At 61.1% G+C, this 16,825-nt stretch carries 15 protein-coding genes; 8 read left to right on the top strand and 7 right to left on the bottom strand.

The window, feature by feature from the left end; all coding sequences use genetic code 11:
- Positions 1 to 65 precede the first annotated feature (65 nt).
- Both M0814_RS15745 and M0814_RS15740 read left to right on the top strand, forming a co-directional pair.
- A complete protein-coding gene (locus M0814_RS15745) occupies positions 66 to 1,172 on the top strand; it encodes an enoyl-CoA hydratase/isomerase family protein (protein WP_103483378.1) in 1,107 nt (368 codons plus the stop codon).
- Between the two features lie 3 nt (positions 1,173 to 1,175).
- The gene (locus M0814_RS15740; protein ID WP_103483377.1) at positions 1,176 to 2,327 is read left to right on the top strand and encodes an acyl-CoA dehydrogenase family protein; all 1,152 of its coding nucleotides are present in this window, start codon (positions 1,176 to 1,178) and stop codon (positions 2,325 to 2,327) included.
- 106 nt (positions 2,328 to 2,433) lie between these two features.
- Here M0814_RS15740 and M0814_RS15735 read toward each other — a convergent pair whose 3' ends face one another.
- From M0814_RS15735 to M0814_RS15710, 6 genes are all read right to left on the bottom strand, one after another.
- A complete protein-coding gene (locus tag M0814_RS15735; RefSeq protein WP_103483376.1) occupies positions 2,434 to 3,207 on the bottom strand; it encodes an enoyl-CoA hydratase in 774 nt (257 codons plus the stop codon).
- Between the two features lie 15 nt (positions 3,208 to 3,222).
- Complete coding sequence (locus tag M0814_RS15730; RefSeq protein ID WP_103483375.1) at positions 3,223 to 4,350, bottom strand: acyl-CoA dehydrogenase; 1,128 nt, start codon at positions 4,348 to 4,350, stop codon at positions 3,223 to 3,225.
- A gap of 145 nt (positions 4,351 to 4,495) precedes the next feature.
- Positions 4,496 to 5,689, bottom strand: coding sequence for an acetyl-CoA C-acyltransferase (locus M0814_RS15725; protein WP_103483374.1), 1,194 nt, complete (start codon positions 5,687 to 5,689; stop codon positions 4,496 to 4,498).
- A gap of 12 nt (positions 5,690 to 5,701) precedes the next feature.
- Positions 5,702 to 6,463 (bottom strand): SDR family NAD(P)-dependent oxidoreductase, encoded by a 762-nt coding sequence (locus M0814_RS15720; RefSeq protein ID WP_103483373.1) that lies wholly within the window; start codon positions 6,461 to 6,463, stop codon positions 5,702 to 5,704.
- 15 nt (positions 6,464 to 6,478) lie between these two features.
- A complete protein-coding gene (locus tag M0814_RS15715; RefSeq protein WP_103483372.1) occupies positions 6,479 to 8,143 on the bottom strand; it encodes an AMP-binding protein in 1,665 nt (554 codons plus the stop codon).
- A gap of 275 nt (positions 8,144 to 8,418) precedes the next feature.
- Positions 8,419 to 9,435 carry an AraC family transcriptional regulator gene (locus M0814_RS15710; protein ID WP_103483371.1) on the bottom strand — a complete coding sequence of 339 codons (1,017 nt, stop codon included), beginning with the start codon at positions 9,433 to 9,435 and terminating at the stop codon, positions 8,419 to 8,421.
- 295 nt (positions 9,436 to 9,730) lie between these two features.
- On the opposite strand from M0814_RS15710, the gene efeU reads away from it, so the two are divergent.
- From efeU to efeO (M0814_RS15690), 4 genes are read left to right on the top strand one after another with little or no spacing between them, the layout of a single operon-like run.
- Complete coding sequence (gene efeU, locus M0814_RS15705; protein ID WP_103483370.1) at positions 9,731 to 10,582, top strand: iron uptake transporter permease EfeU; 852 nt, start codon at positions 9,731 to 9,733, stop codon at positions 10,580 to 10,582.
- A gap of 8 nt (positions 10,583 to 10,590) precedes the next feature.
- On the top strand, positions 10,591 to 11,790 hold the full coding sequence (gene efeO, locus M0814_RS15700) for an iron uptake system protein EfeO (RefSeq protein WP_103483369.1): 1,200 nt from the start codon (positions 10,591 to 10,593) through the stop codon (positions 11,788 to 11,790).
- A gap of 17 nt (positions 11,791 to 11,807) precedes the next feature.
- Positions 11,808 to 13,106: an iron uptake transporter deferrochelatase/peroxidase subunit gene (gene efeB / locus M0814_RS15695; protein ID WP_103483368.1), complete on the top strand. Its 1,299-nt coding sequence runs from the start codon at positions 11,808 to 11,810 to the stop codon at positions 13,104 to 13,106.
- 25 nt (positions 13,107 to 13,131) lie between these two features.
- Complete coding sequence (gene efeO, locus M0814_RS15690) at positions 13,132 to 13,956, top strand: iron uptake system protein EfeO (protein ID WP_003224689.1); 825 nt, start codon at positions 13,132 to 13,134, stop codon at positions 13,954 to 13,956.
- A gap of 151 nt (positions 13,957 to 14,107) precedes the next feature.
- Here efeO (M0814_RS15690) and pssA read toward each other — a convergent pair whose 3' ends face one another.
- Positions 14,108 to 15,451 (bottom strand): CDP-diacylglycerol--serine O-phosphatidyltransferase, encoded by a 1,344-nt coding sequence (pssA, locus tag M0814_RS15685; protein ID WP_003224687.1) that lies wholly within the window; start codon positions 15,449 to 15,451, stop codon positions 14,108 to 14,110.
- 205 nt (positions 15,452 to 15,656) lie between these two features.
- Here pssA and M0814_RS15680 point away from each other — a divergent pair, with 205 nt between their 5' ends.
- Entirely contained in the window at positions 15,657 to 16,220 is a 564-nt protein-coding gene (locus M0814_RS15680; RefSeq protein WP_096796073.1) for a TetR family transcriptional regulator, read from the top strand.
- Between the two features lie 55 nt (positions 16,221 to 16,275).
- Positions 16,276 to 16,755 (top strand): nuclear transport factor 2 family protein, encoded by a 480-nt coding sequence (locus tag M0814_RS15675; RefSeq protein ID WP_103483367.1) that lies wholly within the window; start codon positions 16,276 to 16,278, stop codon positions 16,753 to 16,755.
- Positions 16,756 to 16,825 lie beyond the last annotated feature (70 nt).

The raw sequence follows: 16,825 nt of genomic DNA, 5'->3' as shown, positions 1-16,825 counted from the left end.
TTACGATCCGTCAACGCTCGCGCGCGAGCTTCTCGAATAAAGACAATAAAAGCAGGGAGTTAGTGATGACTGCTCAGGCTTCATCCCCGCGGACGCCGTCCATGGATGCCACACAAAACGAAGTGCTGGCCGAGGTTCGCAATCACATCGGTCACCTGACCCTCAACCGCCCCGCCGGTCTCAACGCCATCACCCTCGACATGGTTCGTCAGTTGCAGCAGCAACTCGATGCCTGGGCCACTGACCCCAGCGTGCGCGCGGTTGTGCTGCGCGGTGCCGGTGACAAGGCTTTCTGTGCCGGTGGCGATATCCGTTCGCTGTACGACAGCTTCAAAAGCGGCGACACGCTGCACGAAGATTTCTTCGTCGAGGAATACGCCCTCGACCTGACGATTCATCATTACCGCAAACCGGTGCTGGCCTTGATGGACGGTTTCGTCCTTGGCGGCGGCATGGGCCTGGTGCAAGGTGCGGATCTGCGGGTGGTCACCGAAAAGAGTCGTCTGGCGATGCCGGAAGTGGCGATCGGTTATTTCCCCGATGTCGGCGGCAGTTATTTCCTCTCGCGGATTCCCGGTGAACTGGGGATCTATCTGGGCGTCAGCGGCGTGCAGATTCGTGCGGCCGATGCGTTGTACTGCGGGCTGGCCGACTGGTTTGTCGACAGCAGCAAACTGGCGAGCCTCGACGAACAACTCGATCACCTGGAATGGCGCGATACGCCGCTCAAGGATCTGCAGAGCCTGCTCGCGAAAAATGGCGTGCAAACCCTGGCCGATGCACCGCTGGAGAAACTGCGCCCGGCCATCGACCATTTCTTCGCCCTGCCGGACGTGCCGAGCATTGTCGAGCAACTGCGCGCAGTCACCGTCGCCGACAGCCATGAGTGGGCGACCACCACCGCCGACCTGCTGGAGACCCGCTCGCCACTGGCGATGGCCGTAACCCTGGAAATGCTCCGTCGCGGTCGGCACCTGAGCCTGGAACACTGTTTCGCCCTCGAACTGCATCTGGATCGCCAGTGGTTCGAACGCGGCGACCTGATCGAGGGCGTGCGCGCCCTGCTGATCGACAAGGACAAGACACCACGCTGGAACCCGCCGACCCTCGCTGCGCTGGACGCCGGGCATGTCGCGAGTTTCTTCCACGGTTTTACTGAGAGCGGGAGCTGAGCCATGCACGATCTCGAACTGACTGAAGAACAAGTGATGATCCGCGACATGGCCCGAGACTTCGCCCGCGGCGAAATCGCGCCCCATGCGCAAGCCTGGGAAAAGGCCGGCTGGATCGACGACGCGCTGGTGGCGAAGATGGGCGAACTCGGTTTGCTCGGCATGGTGGTGCCCGAGGAATGGGGCGGCACCTACGTCGATTACGTGGCCTATGCGCTGGCGGTGGAAGAGATTTCTGCCGGCGACGGTGCCACCGGTGCCTTCATGAGCATTCACAACTCGGTGGGCTGCGGCCCGGTCATGAACTACGGCAGCGAAGCGCAGAAACAGACCTGGCTGGCGGATCTCGCCAGTGGCCAGACGATTGGCTGCTTTTGCCTCACCGAACCGCAGGCCGGCTCCGAGGCGCACAACCTGCGCACCCGTGCCGAACTGCGTGACGGCCAGTGGGTGATCAACGGCGCCAAGCAATTCGTCAGCAATGGCAAACGGGCGAAACTGGCGATCGTGTTTGCGGTGACCGACCCGGATCTGGGCAAGAAAGGCATTTCCGCGTTCCTGGTGCCCACCGATACTGCGGGTTTCATCGTCGATCGCACCGAACACAAGATGGGCATCCGCGCTTCCGATACCTGCGCAGTGACGTTGAACAACTGCAGCATTCCCGAAGCCAATCTCCTCGGCGAGCGCGGCAAGGGCCTGGCGATTGCCTTGTCCAACCTTGAAGGCGGCCGCATCGGCATCGCTGCGCAAGCCTTGGGCATCGCCCGGGCGGCGTTTGAAGCGGCGCTGGTTTACTCCCGCGACCGAATCCAGTTCGGCAAGCCGATCAATGAGCACCAGAGCATCGCCAACCTGCTGGCCGATATGCACATGCAAATCAACGCGGCGCGACTGATGATCCTGCACGCGGCGCGTCTGCGCACAGCGGGCAAGCCGTGCCTGTCGGAGGCCTCACAGGCCAAACTGTTCGCGTCGGAAATGGCCGAGAAGGTCTGCTCCTCGGCGATTCAGATTCATGGCGGGTATGGGTATCTGGAGGACTATCCGGTCGAGAAGTACTACCGCGATGCGCGGATTACCCAGATCTATGAAGGCTCGAGCGAGATTCAGCGGATGGTGATTGCTCGGGAGCTGAAGAACTATCAGTTGTAACGCCAAAAGCTTCGCGAGCAAGCCCGCTCCCACATTGGATCTGCGTCGTACACAAATCCCATGTGGGAGCGGGCTTGCTCGCGAAGGCGTCAGTCAGGTCAGCGCATTATTTGCCCTGAAACTCCGGCGTCCGCTTGGCCACAAACGCCGCCATCCCTTCTTTCTGATCCTGGGTGGCAAACGCCGCATGGAACACCCGGCGCTCGAAGCGTACGCCTTCAGTCAGGTTGACCTCAAAGGCGCGGTTGACGCTCTCCTTGACCATCATCGCAATCGGCAGCGATTTGCTGGCGATCACCGCCGCCACTTTCAGCGCCTCGTCGAGCAGCTCATCGCTCGGCACGATCCGCGCGACGATGCCGCAGCGCTCGGCTTCCACCGCATCGATCATCCGCCCGCTGAGGCACATTTCCATGGCCTTGGCCTTGCCCACGGCGCGGGTCAGGCGCTGGGTGCCGCCCATGCCCGGGAGCACGCCAAGGTTGATTTCCGGCTGGCCGAATTTGGCATTGTCGCCGGCCAGAATGAAGTCGCACATCAGCGCCAGTTCACAGCCGCCACCGAGGGCGAAGCCGTTGACCGCAGCGATGATCGGCTTGCGTCGATTGGCCACGCGGTCGCTGTCGCTGAACAGATCATCCATGTAGATCTGCGGATAGGTCAGTTCGGCCATTTCCTTGATGTCGGCGCCGGCGGCGAAAGCTTTCTTCGAACCGGTGATGACGATGCAACCGATGTTCGCATCCGCTTCCAAGCCGTCGAGGGCGTGGTTCACTTCACTGACCAGTTGCGCGTTCAGGGCGTTCAGCGCCTGTGGTCGGTTCAGCGTGATCAGGCCGACGCGGCCGTGGTTTTCCAGCAGAATCGTTTCGTAAGTCATGGGCAAGATTCCTTGTCAAAGATTGCGCGAAATAACCATGCGCTGAATGTCGCTGGTGCCTTCGTAGATCTGGCAGACGCGCACGTCGCGGTAGATGCGTTCCAGCGGGAAATCGTTGAGGTAACCGTAACCGCCCAGCGTCTGCAACGCCATCGAGCAGACCTTCTCGGCCATTTCCGAGGCGAACAGTTTGGCCATTGAAGCCTCGACCAGCGCCGGCTGACCGCTGTCACGCAGGGCAGCGGCGTAATGCACCATTTGCCGGGCGACGGCGATCTGCGTGGCCATGTCGGCGAGACGGAAGGCCACGGCCTGGTGCTCGATGATCGGTTTGCCGAAAGTGTCGCGCTCACGGGCGTAATCGCGGGCCGCTTCGAACGCGGCACGGGCCATGCCCACCGCTTGCGAAGCGATGCCGACGCGTCCGCCTTCGAGGTTGGCCAAGGCAATCTTGTAGCCTTCACCCTCCTCACCCAAGCGGTTGGCGACCGGCACTTTCACGTCTTCAAACAGAATCTGGCAGGTGTCCGAAGCATGCTGGCCGAGCTTGTCTTCGACCCGGGCGACTTTGTAGCCCGCAGAATCGGTCGGCACGATGAACGCGGTGATGCCGCGTTTGCCGGCACTCGGGTCAGTCACCGCAAACACGATCACGATCCCCGCATTCTGCCCAGAAGTGATGAACTGTTTGCAGCCGTTGAGCACGTAGTGATCGCCTTCGAGGCGCGCGCGGGTTTTCAGGCTGCTGGCGTCGGAGCCGGCCTGCGGTTCAGTCAGGGCGAATGCGCCGAGCATCGCGCCGCTGGCCAGCGGTTTGAGGAAGCGCTCGCGCTGATCGTCGTTGCCGAACTTGAGGATCGGCACGCAGCCGACCGAGTTGTGCACGCTCATGATGGTCGAGCAGGCGCCGTCGCCGGCGGCGATTTCTTCCAGGGCCATGGCGTAAGCCAGGTAGCCGGTATCACAGCCGCCCCACTGCTCCGGCACCAACATGCCGAAGAAGCCCAGCTCGGCCATCTCGCCGATGGCTTCCTTGGGGAAACGGTGCTCGCGATCCCACTCGGCGGCGAACGGTTTCAGTCGTTCCTCGGCGAACTGCCGAGCCATGTCGCGAATCTGGGATTGGTCTTCGTTGGGAATCATGGTGAATCCTTAATTCTGGTAACACCACCCGTTCATTGTGGGAGGGGGCTTGCTCCCGAAGAGGCCGGGTCAGTCAAATAACTTCTGAATGACACACCGCTTTCGGGAGCAAGCCCCCTCCCACAAGGACAGTCAGATGTTGGCTTCAGTAGACGCATTCCACGGCCATCGCCGTGGCTTCACCGCCACCGATGCAAATCGCTGCGATCCCGCGTTTCAGGCCCTTCTGGCGCAGGGCCGAGAGCAAGGTCACCAGAATCCGCGCGCCCGAGGCACCGATCGGATGGCCCAGCGCGCAGGCGCCGCCATGCACGTTGAGCTTGTCGTGGGGGATTTCCAGATGGGTCATCGCCGCCATTGCCACCACGGCGAACGCTTCGTTGATCTCGAACAGATCGACCTCGTTCAGCGCCCAACCGGTCTTCTTCACCAGCTTCTTGATCGCGCCAATCGGTGCCACCGGGAACAGGCCCGGAGTGTCGGCAAACGCCGCGTGGCCGTGAATCACCGCCAGTGGTTTCAGACCGAGTTTCTGTGCCTGCGACTGGCGCATCAGCACCAGTGCCGCCGCACCGTCGGAGATCGAACTGGAGTTCGCTGCCGTCACCGTGCCGCCTTCGCGGAACGCCGGTTTCAGTGAGGCGACCTTGTCCAGTTTGGCTTTCGGCGGCTGCTCGTCGTTGCTGATCAGCACTTGTTCCTTGCCGACGGTCACGGTCAGCGGGACGATCTCGGCCTTGAAGCTGCCGTCCTTGATCGCCTGCTGGGCGCGGGTGGTCGAAGCGATAGCAAAGGCATCCTGGGCTTCGCGGCTGAAGTCGTTGGTTTCGGCGCAGTCTTCGGCGAAGGTGCCCATCAGACGGCCCTTGTCGTAGGCGTCTTCGAGGCCGTCGAGGAACATCGAGTCGAGCACCCGGCCATGGCCCATACGGTAACCGGCACGGGCGCGATCCAGCAGATATGGCGAGTTGGACATGCTTTCCATGCCGCCGGCGATCACCACGTCGGCGCTGCCGGCCAGCAGCATGTCGTGGGCGAGAATGGTGGTTTCCATGCCCGAGCCGCACATCTTGTTGACCGTGGTGCAGCGCGTCGATTTATCCAGCCCGGCGCCCAGTGCTGCCTGACGGGCCGGTGCCTGACCGAGGCCGGCGGGCAATACGCAACCGAACAGCACTTCGTCGACCGCATCGCTGGCGACGCCTGCGCGTTCAACCGCGGCCTTGATCGCCGCAGCACCGAGTTGCGGCGCGGTAAGGCTTTTCAGTTCGCCCTGAAAACCGCCCATCGGGGTGCGGACGGCGCTGACGATGACAATTGGATCGTTGGAAAGGCTCATGACAAATCCTCCTTACTTGGCGGCCATGCGCAAGGCGCCGTCGAGACGGATCACCTCACCGTTGAGCATGCTGTTTTCGATGATATGCCGAACCAGCGCGGCATACTCGGCAGGTTTCCCGAGACGCGGCGGGAACGGTACGCCGGCGGCCAGCGACTCGCGCACTTCCGGGGTCATGCCGGCCATCATCGGGGTTTCGAAAATACCTGGAGCGATGGTCATCACGCGGATGCCGAAGCGCGCCAGTTCGCGGGCGGCCGGCAGGGTCAGGCTGGCGATCGCGCCTTTGGAGGCGGAGTACGCGGCCTGGCCGATCTGGCCGTCGAACGCTGCGACCGATGCGGTGTTGATGATCACCCCGCGCTCGCCGTCAGCATTCGCCTCGCTCTCGGCGATCGCCGCTGCGGCCAGACGCAGCATGTTGAAGCTGCCGATCAGGTTGACGTTGATCACTTGGGCAAAACTGGCCAGAGCATGCGGGCCGTTCTTGCCGAGGATCTTCTCGCCCCGCACGATGCCGGCGCAGTTGACCAGACCGTTAAGGCTGCCAAAGGCTTTGAGCGTGGCCTGCACGGCGGCTTCGGCAGCGGCTTCATTGCTGATGTCCGCTACCACGCTGTGCGCGCCGAGGCGCTGGGCCTGGGCGGCAAGCGCTTCGGCGTTCAGGTCCACCAGCATGACTTTGGCGCCGGCATTGACCAGCAACTCAGCGGTGGCCGCGCCCAGGCCGGACGCGCCGCCGGTGACGATAAAAACCTTGTTCTCGATCTGCATGACTGACTTCCTGATTCAAGCTGAAACGTTATGCGCCGCGGCCTCTTGAGCCTTGGCGATTTCCTGGTTGCGCAAGATGAAGCGCTGCAATTTGCCGCTTGGGGTTTTCGGCAATTCGCTGACAAATTCGATTTCACGCGGGTACGAATGCGCGGCCAGACGTTTGCGCACGTGTTGCCGCAACTCTTCGGCCAGCGCCGGTTCGGCGCGGTATTGCGGGTTGAGCACGACAAAGGCTTTGACCAGTTCGGTGCGTTCAGGGTCCGGCTTGCCGACCACAGCGGCTTCGACCACCGCCGGATGTTCGATCAGCGCGCTTTCGACGTCGAACGGGCCGACGCGGTAGCCCGAGGTGGTGATCACGTCATCACTGCGACCGACGAAGCTGATGCTGCCGTCCGGGTTCCACTCCACGGTGTCGCCGCTGAGGTAGTAATCGCCGACGAAGGCTTTGGTTGTCACGCCTTGGTAACCGCCGAACCAGCACATCGGCGACTGTGTACGGTCGATGGCGAGGATGCCCGGCTGGCCAACGCCGAGTTCGTTGTAATTTTCGTCGAGCACCACGATGCGATGGCCCGGCGAGGCGAAACCGGCGGCGCCAAGGTGGATCGGGTGCTCCAGACCGTGGTGGTTGCACAGGACCATGCCCAGTTCGGTCTGGCCGTAATGATCGTGAATCACCACACCGAGGTTGTCGGCGAACCAGCGAATCACTTCCGGGTTGAGCGGCTCGCCGGCGCTGCTGACGATGCGCAGCTTGCCCTTGATCGACTTGGCGAACTCGTTGCCACCGGCAATCAGCAAGCGGTACGCGGTCGGCGAGCCGGTGAGATTGGTGATGCCGTATTTGTTGATCACCCGGCAGGTGCTTTCGAGGGTGAACGGGCCATCGTAAAAGGTGATCGGGTGACCCATCGACATAGGGCCGGTGACGCCGAAATAGATGCCGTAGGCCCAGCCCGGATCGGCGACGTTCCAGAACGAATCTTCAGGACGCAGATCCACCGCGTCGCGGGTGTAGCTCTGGAACGCGACGATGGCCTTGAGCGGCACCGACAGCGCTTTCGACGGACCGGTGGTGCCCGAGGTGAACATCAGCAGGAACGGCTCTTCACCCGTCAGCAGCACCGGCTCGCAGAGATTGGAATAGTTGGCCAGCTCGGCCCAGAAACTGAAATCGCCACGGACGATGCCCTGACCCTTGGCGCCGCCGACGGTGACGATGGTCGGGCAATCGTTGACCTCAGCGAGTTTCGGCCGGTTGACCGCATCGGTGACCACCACTTTGGCCGCGGAGCTGTTCAGCCGATGTTCGATGGCCTTGGGGCCGAACGCGGTGAACAGTGGCTGATACACCGCGCCGATGCGCCAAGTGGCGAATACGGTGATGAGCAATTCGATGTTGCGTGGCAGCAGGCCGGCGACCTTGTCGCCCTTCTGCACGCCCTGGGCGAGAAGGAAATTGGCGAAACGTGCGGCTTTGTCTTGCAGCTCGCTGAAGGTGTACGTGGCACTCGCGCCGTCGCGGCCCTCCCAGAACAACGCAATGCGCCCCGGCAAGGCATGGCGGTCGCAACATTCGACGCAGGCGTTGAGCGCCTCCAGCGTGCCGCTGAGCGCAGCGTCCACGGTGTGCTGATAGTTGAACTGTTCGGTGGCAGACAAGTAATCGCGCATTGCCAGAATCCCTCTGTGTTTTTATTAGGCTGGGAACCGTAAACAACACAGGGATAGTCGCGCTGCGGCGCGGAGGCGGCAATGGTCAAAGCTGTCAATCTGGCTGATTGGTTTGGCCATGTTTGCATAATTGCAAACATGGCCCTGTAGGAGCTGCCGCAGGCTGCGATCTTTTGATCTTGTTTTTAAAAATCAAAGTCAAAAGATCGCAGCCTGCGGCAGCTCCTACAGGTTGTGCGTTTCAAAATGTGGGAGCGCGCCTGCTGGCGATGGAGTCAGACGGCTTCGTTGAGGATCAACGTACGGTAATGCCCCGGATTCGACCCCGACCACTTGCGAAACGCCTTGTAGAACGAACTCGCATCGGCAAACCCCAGCCGCGTCGCGATTTCGACGAAGCTGATCGACGGCTCGGCCAGCCAGGTGATTGCCAGTTCCTTGCGCACGCTGTCCTTGAGACCCTGATAGGTCTGCCCCTCCTCGGACAGCCGCCGGCGCAGGGTCGAGGCGGACATGCACAGTTGTTGCGCCAGCGCCTCGGTCTCCGGCCACTGTTCGGCGGGCAATTGCCGCAGATCCTGCTTGATCCGGCTGGCAAGGCTTTCCGGGTCGCGGTACTTCACCAGAATGTTTGCCGGCGCATGGGCCAGAAAGCGTTTCAGCTCTTCAACCGTACGCTTGATCGGCAGATCGAGGCAGTCAGCAGCGAAGATCATCCGCGTGCGCGGACGGTCGAAGCGCAGGTTTTCCGAGAACATCACCCGGTAGTCGTCGCAGAAGTCCGGCTCGGCGCAGCGCAACTCGATCGCCAGAATCGGAATCCGCCGCCCCGCCAGCCAGCACGCCACGCCGTGGACGATCATCCAGTAAGTGAAATAGGTGAAGGCCCGGCGGGGTTCGGGGTCGTCTTCGAGCAAGACGATTTCCGCCAGACTTTGCTGATGCAGCAGTTGCGCCGGAATTTTTTCCAGCATCAGCGAGAGGAAGTTCAGCCCGCTGTTGAGCCCGGCGGCCAGCGTCGGTTGCGCCATGGCGCTGCGACAGAGGAACTCAAGACTGCCGGACTTGAGCTTGCGCGGATCCATGCCGAAGAACTCGTCATCACCGCGCCGGGCCAGCAATCGCCAGAGTTTCGCGTATTGCGAGGCCGGCACCCGGCCCTGTTCGCTGTGCAGCAGGGCCGGGGCAATCCCGACCTTGTTCAAGACTTCATCCGTGGCCACGCCCGGGGCACAACTTTGCAGCAGCGCTTCACGCACCAGTTGAACGGCGATGGTGTCTTTTTCCGACATGGAGCGAGGCAGACCTTGTTGTTTTCGAGTGAGGGGCATCTTAACGCAGGATGCGAATTCAGCACGAATCCCCCTGTGGGAGCGGGCTTGCTCGCGAAGGCGATGTCTCAGCAACATCCTTATCGACTGACGCGCCGCCTTCGCGAGCAAGCCCGCTCCCACAGTTGGATCTGAGCAAGGCCAAGATAGGTACCGTTCAGCGAATGTTCAGGTAAATGTCAACCATCCCCATTTGGGAATGAGTGTCATTATGTTACAACTTAGCCACCTATCTAAATCACTCGTGGTTGCCTGAATGCTCGTTCCCTTTCTGATCATGCTGCGCGAAGGCATTGAAGCCGCGCTGATCGTTGGCATCATCGCCAGCTACCTGCAACAAACCGGCCGTGGCCAGTGGATGCCTGCCGTGTGGATCGGCGTGTTTCTCGCTGCGGCCCTGGCGTTGCTGGTCGGTGGTGGCCTGGAACTGGTGAGCGCCGAATTCCCGCAGAAACAGCAGGAGTTGTTCGAAGGCATTGTCGGACTGGTCGCGGTGGGCATTCTCAGCTCGATGGTGTTCTGGATGCGCAAGGTCGCGCGTTCGATCAAGCATTCGCTGCAAGCCTCGCTGGATCACGCCCTGACCTCGTCAAAGCATCAAGTGATCGCGCTGATCGCCATGGTGTTCTTCGCCGTGGCTCGCGAAGGTCTGGAAACCGTGTTCTTCCTGCTCGCCGTATTTCAGCAGAGCGAAGGCCCGGGCGCGCCGATCGGTGCCCTGCTCGGCCTGGTGCTGGCAATCATTGTCGGCTTCCTGATCTACAGCGGCAGCATGCGCCTGAACCTGTCGGCGTTCTTCAAGTGGACCGGGTTGTTCATTCTGGTGGTCGCCGCCGGGATTCTTGCCAACTCGGTGCAGGCGCTGCATGAAGCCGGGGTGTGGAATCACCTGCAAACCGTGCTCTTCGACTTCAGTGCGACGCTACCGATGGATGGCCCGCTGGGCTCGGTGCTGGCCGGCATGTTCGGCTATCAGGATGCACCGACCGTCAGCACCCTCGGTGCCTATCTGATCTATCTGGTGGTAGCGCTGGTGATGTTCTTCTACCCCGCCGCGCCGGTCAGCACTAAAGCTGCTGCCAAAACGACTTCCGCTTCCAGCCAATAAGGGCATCCATGTCAAAGCCTAATACTCCTCAGGCCTCCCCTCCCCGCGCCTTGCGCTGGGCGGTGGCCGGTTCGGTGGTCGTGATGATCGCCGCCGGTGGCTTGTTCTACTACGCCTCGAAAATGGCCGCGGCCAAGCGGCAGCACAACCATGATGAAGTGGTGGTGAACATCAACGCGCACAGCTGCGATCCGAACGAGCTGACGGTTCCCGCCGGTCGCGCCAGTTTCCGCATCGTCAACCGCTCCGACCGGGCGGTGGAATGGGAAATCCTCGACGGCGTGCTGGTAATCGAAGAGCGCGAGAACATCGCCCCCGGCCTGAGCCAGGTGATCAACGCCAATCTGCAACCCGGCGACTACGCGATTACCTGCGGTCTGCTGAGCAATCCGCGTGGCGTGCTGCACGTAACGCCGACTGCCGCCTCCGATGAGGCCGCCAAGGCCAAACCGTCGATGGTCGCGTTCGTCGGGCCGCTGTCGGAATTCCGCGTGTATCTGGCCACTCAGGGCAGCGCGCTGATCAAAGCCGTGACCGCGCTGAATCAGGCGATTACCGGCGGCGACCTGGCCCAGGCACAGGCGCTGTACCTGCCGGCCCGTGCCGCTTACCAGCGTCTGGCACCGGCCGCGCAACGCCTGGCGGAACTGGACAACAGCATCAATGCCCGCGCCGATTACTTCGAAAAACGCGAACAGGATCCAGCGTTCGTCGGTTTCCACCGGATCGAATACGCGCTGTTTCAGCAACGCAGCCTCGACGGCTTGAACCCGGTGGCCGAGCGTCTGCTGGCCGACGTCACCACCCTCAAACAGCAACTGCTGGCCCAGTCGCTGCCGCCGGAGCAACTGGTGAGCATCGTGGTGCGCAACCTCAACACCCTGGCCGACGTGCGCGCCGCCAGCGGTGAAGAGGAACGCTACAGCCACGGCGACCTCAACGGTTTTGCCGGCAACCTGGAAACCGCACACAAAGTGGTCGAGCTGCTGCGGCCGATGCTGACCAAGTCAGCGCCGGATCTGCTGCCGAAAATCGACGCGGCGCTGAGCGATTTCGACAACGTATTGAACAGCTTCAAGGTCAAGGACGGCTACGCCACTTACGACACGGTCAGTGGCGAACAACGCAAACAGATCGCCGACAAGGCTCAGGCCTTGGCTGACGCTCTGGATGGCATCGATCCCGCCCTCGGCCTCTCCGGCCTGTAAGCAGAAGACGAATACCGATGAAAGATTTGCAAAACCTCGATCTGCAACGTCGCCGCCTCCTGATGGGCATGGGCGTCGCTGGCGTCGCCCTGGCCGGTTCGGCCCTGAGCTGTCCGGCGATGGCTGCGGCCCCGGCACAAGTCACCGAAGCCCCGAGCAGCGACAAGACCGAAGATCGCCACGACTTCCACGGCGTGCACCAGACCGGCATCGTCACCCCGCGGCCGGCGGCCGGCATGTTCGTTTCGTTCGACGTACTGGCCAGTGATCGCGAAGACCTGGAGCGGCTGTTCCGCACCCTCAACGAACGCATCGCGTTCCTGATGAAGGGCGGCCCGGTGGCGCAGATCGACCCGAAACTTCCGCCGCCGGATTCCGGCATTCTCGGGCCGGTGGTGACCCCGGACAACCTGACCATCACCGTCTCCGTAGGCGAATCGTTATTCGACGAGCGCTTCGGTCTGGCCGACGCCAAACCGAAGCGCCTGCAACGCATGGTCGGTTTCCCCAACGATGCGCTGGAAGCCGATTGCTGCCACGGCGACTTGAGCCTGCAGTTCTGCTCGAACACCGCCGACACCAACATTCACGCCCTGCGCGATATCGTCAAGAACCTGCCGGACCTGCTGCTGGTGCGCTGGAAACAGGAAGGCAGCGTGCCGCCGCAAGCCCCGGCCAAACCGGGGGTGCCGGCGCAGTCGGCGCGTAACTTCCTCGGTTTCCGTGATGGCTCGGCCAACCCCGATTCCAACGACGCCAAAGCGATGGACAAGATTGTCTGGGTGCAACCGGGCAGCGATGAGCCGGCGTGGGCGGCCCACGGCAGCTATCAAGCTGTACGGATCATCCGCAATTTCGTCGAGCGTTGGGACCGTACACCGCTGCAGGAACAGGAAAGCATCATCGGTCGGGTCAAGACCAGTGGCGCGCCGATGGGCGCCAACCACGAAACCGAAGTCCCGGATTACAGCAAAGACCCGGAAGGCAAGCTGACCAAACTCGACGCGCACATTCGCCTGGCCAACCCGCGTACCGCTGCGAGTCAGGCCAATTTGATCCTGCGACGGCCGTTCAACTACTCCAACGGCGTGAACAAGAACGGCCAGCTCGACATGGGCCTGCTGTTCATCTGCTACCAGGCCGATCTGGAAAAAGGCTTCATCACCGTGCAGACCCGCCTCAACGGCGAGCCGCTTGAGGAGTACCTCAAACCGGTCGGCGGCGGTTACTTCTTCACCCTTCCGGGTGTCACCGGCGACAAGGATTTCATCGGTCGCTCGCTGCTCAACGCCACACAACCCAAAACAGCTGCATAACCATAAAAACCTTCGGAGCCGCTCCATGAAAAAGTCGCCACTCGCGTTACTGCTGACCCTCGGTTTGCTCAACACCCCACTTTCGGCGTTCGCCGCGACGGCGCCACTGGATCTGGTCGGCCCGGTGTCGGACTACAAGATCTACGTCACCGAGCAATTGGATCAACTGGGCACTCACACCAAACAATTCACCGATGCGGTGAAGAAAGGTGATCTGGCCACCGCGCAGAAGCTGTACGCGCCGACCCGCGTCTACTACGAGTCGATCGAGCCGATCGCCGAGCTGTTCAGTGACCTTGATGCGTCCATCGACTCCCGCGTCGACGACCACGAAAAAGGCGTGAAGGCCGAAGACTTCACCGGCTTCCATCGCATCGAATATTCGCTGTTCTCGGAGAAGAGCACTCAGGGCCTGAACGACCTGGCGGACAAACTGGACAAAGACGTCCAGGACCTGCAAACCCGCGTCGCCGGCCTGACCTTCCCGCCTGAGAAAGTCGTCGGTGGTGCTGCCGCGCTGTTGGAAGAAGTCGCCGCGACCAAGATCTCCGGTGAAGAAGACCGCTACAGCCACACTGACCTGTATGACTTCCAGGGCAACATCGACGGCGCGAAGAAAATCGTCGACCTGTTCCGTCCGCAGATCGAAAAACAGGACAAGGCATTCGTCGCCAAAGTCGACAAGAACTTCGCCACCGTGGACAAGATCCTTGCCAAGTACAAGACCAAGGACGGTGGTTTCGAGACTTACGACAAAGTGAAGGATGCAGACCGCAAGGCGCTGGTTGGCCCGGTCAATACTTTGGCTGAAGATCTGTCCACGTTGCGTGGCAAGCTCGGTCTGAACTGAGTTTTTGTAGCGCCTGATCCGGCCCCTTCGCGAGCAAGCCCGCTCCCACATTAGGCCTGTGTCGATCACCTTGTTTGTGGTCAACACAGCCCCCTGTGGGAGCGGGCTTGCTCGCGATAGCGGTTTTAACCGCACCGAATAATCTGAAGGGTTACAAAATCCGGTAGAGCAACCGCTCAATCCGCACCCGACTCACCCGTTTGAGAAACTTCGCCACCCCCGCCGGGTACTCCGGCAGTGTCTCCAGGCTCTGGAAGCTGGCAATCCGCGTGGTATTGCGGAAAATCTCTTCCTGCTCCTTCGCCCGTGGCGCCAGCCACTCGCCTTGCGGATCATCGATCAGCAGCGCGTTTTCCAGGTCCAGGCGAAACGCTCGTGGATTGAGGTTGTTGCCGGTCAGCAGCGTATAACGCTGGTCAACCCACATGCCCTTGAGGTGATAGCTGTTGTCGCCGTCACGCCACAGATGCAGGTTCAACTGGCCGCTGTCGATGTTGCGCTGATGCCGCTTGGCGAAGCGGCGCAGGCTGATTTCGTACAGATACGGCAGCGCCGCAATCACCTTGAACGGTTCGCTCGGCGGAATGTAGAAGTCGTTTGCCGTCTTGTCGCCAACCACGATGTCGATCTTCACCCCACGGGCCAGTGCGCGGTTGACTTCGCGGATGATCGGCAGCGGCAGATTGAAGTACGGGGTGCAAATGGTCAGTTGCTGTTGCGCGCTCGCGATCAGCTCGACAATCACCCGATTCAACGGGTTGTTCTTGCCCACGCCCAGCAACGGACTCACCGACAGGCCGGTATGCGCCGTGCTGCCGGCACTGGTGTCGTACGCCGCATATTTGAGACGGCTGCGCAGATCGCCGATGTCGTTGCGCAGGCTGCGGGTGGTCGGCAGGTTCGGCAGATCGAGGCGATGCACGGCCTTGGATTCGATCAGACCGTGCTTGACCAGATGCTGCATCGAGTCGGCCAGTTCGCGGTTTTCGATGACGTGATAGCGGTCGAACCGGTACTTGTCGAACTTGTGCAGATAGACATTGTTCAGGCTCGCACCGCTGTAAACCACGCAATCGTCGATCACGAAGCCTTTCAGATGCAGCACGCCAAACAACTCGCGGGTCTGCACCGGAACGCCGTAGACCGGCACTTCGCTCTGGTGTGTGCGGGTCATTTCCTGGTACCACGCCGAGTTGCCCGGCTGTTTGCCGGCACCGATCAAGCCACGCTGGGCGCGCAGCCAGTCGACGACCACGACGATTTCCAGCTCCGGACGCTTGAGCTTGGCGGCGTGCAAGGCATCGAGAATTTCCTGACCGGCCTCGTCGTGCTGCAGATACAGCGCAACGATGTAGATGCGTTGAGTCGCCTCGGCGATTTTCTCCAGCAGGCAACGACGGAACTCGGCGGCGCCAGACAGAATGGTCACGGCCTCGGCAGTCAGCGGAAAGCTGCGCAGTTTGGGCAGCAAAGAGCGTTTGAAAAGCAACGGCATAGGGCTCGCAATGGGTCGAATCCGAAGAACCCGAGAGCTTACACCATCAACCGGTTCGGGTCTTGTTACTGTCTGTAATGACGCCTTCGCGAGCAGGCTCGCTCCCACATTCGAACGCATTCCCATGTGGGAGCGAGCCTGCTCGCGAAAGCAATCTGAAAATCACTGCTTGACCAAGAAGAACGATCGTTCTACTGTTCGCCACATGAACGAAATCACTGACACCTCGACCCGCGACATCATTCTGGATGTCACCGAAAAGTTGATCTACAAAAGTGGCATCGCCGCCACCGGCATGGATCTTCTGGTGAAAACCGCCGGCGTCTCCAGAAAAAGCATCTACCGCTACTTCGCCAACAAGGAGGAGTTGACCGTCGCGGCCCTGCAACGCCGCGATGTGCGCTGGATGCACTGGTACCGCAGCGCGGTTGATCAGGCCGAGACCCCGGCCGACCGCCTGCTCAACCTGTTTACCGTGCTCAAAAGCTGGTTCGCCTCGGAAGGCTTTCGCGGCTGCGCCTTCATCAATACCAGTGGCGAAACCGGCGATCCCGAAGACCCGGTGCGCCAGGTCGCCAAAGACCATAAACAGAAACTGCTCGACTACCTGTGCGAGCTGTGTACCGAACATGGCGTCGAAGATCCGCAACGTCTGGCCAGACAATTGCTGATCCTGATTGACGGCGCCATTACCGTAGCGTTGGTGATGGGTGATCACAGTGCCGCTGATAATGCGCAATGCATGGCGCGTAAGTTATTGGACCTGTAACGCCTTAAATCAGCCTGAGCGTTGTTTAATCGTTAATTAGATCGGGAGACTGAAAATGTCGACTGCTGCCCAAGTGCGTCCGCCTTTACCGCCGTTCAACCGTGAATCGGCTATCGAAAAAGTACGTCTGGCCGAAGATGGCTGGAACTCCCGCGATCCCGAGAAGGTGTCGCTGGCCTATACCGTCGACACAAAATGGCGCAACCGCGCCGAGTTCGCCAACAACCGCGAAGAAGCCAAGGCCTTCCTGACCCGTAAATGGGCCAAGGAGCTGGACTACCGTCTGATCAAGGAACTCTGGGCCTACTCCGACACCCGCATTGCCGTGCGCTACGCCTATGAATGGCACGACGATTCGGGCAACTGGTTTCGCTCCTACGGCAATGAAAACTGGGAGTTCGATGAGCACGGGCTGATGTTTCAACGCTATGCCTGCATCAACGACATGCCGATCAAGGAAAGCGAGCGCAAGTTCCATTGGCCGCTGGGTCGGCGTCCGGATGATCATCCGGGGCTCTCCGATCTCGGTCTCTAAGTTCACATAGTTCCAATTGTAGGAGTGAGCCTGCTCGCGATAGCGGTGTGTCAGTCAGCCTGAATATTGA

The sequence above is a fragment of the Pseudomonas sp. MWU12-2020 genome, assembly GCF_023100605.1.
GTDB classification, from domain to species: Bacteria; Pseudomonadota; Gammaproteobacteria; order Pseudomonadales; family Pseudomonadaceae; genus Aquipseudomonas; species Aquipseudomonas fluorescens_H.
Note: the sequence above shows the minus strand (reverse complement) of the source record. Positions and strands in the feature narration are given on the sequence as shown.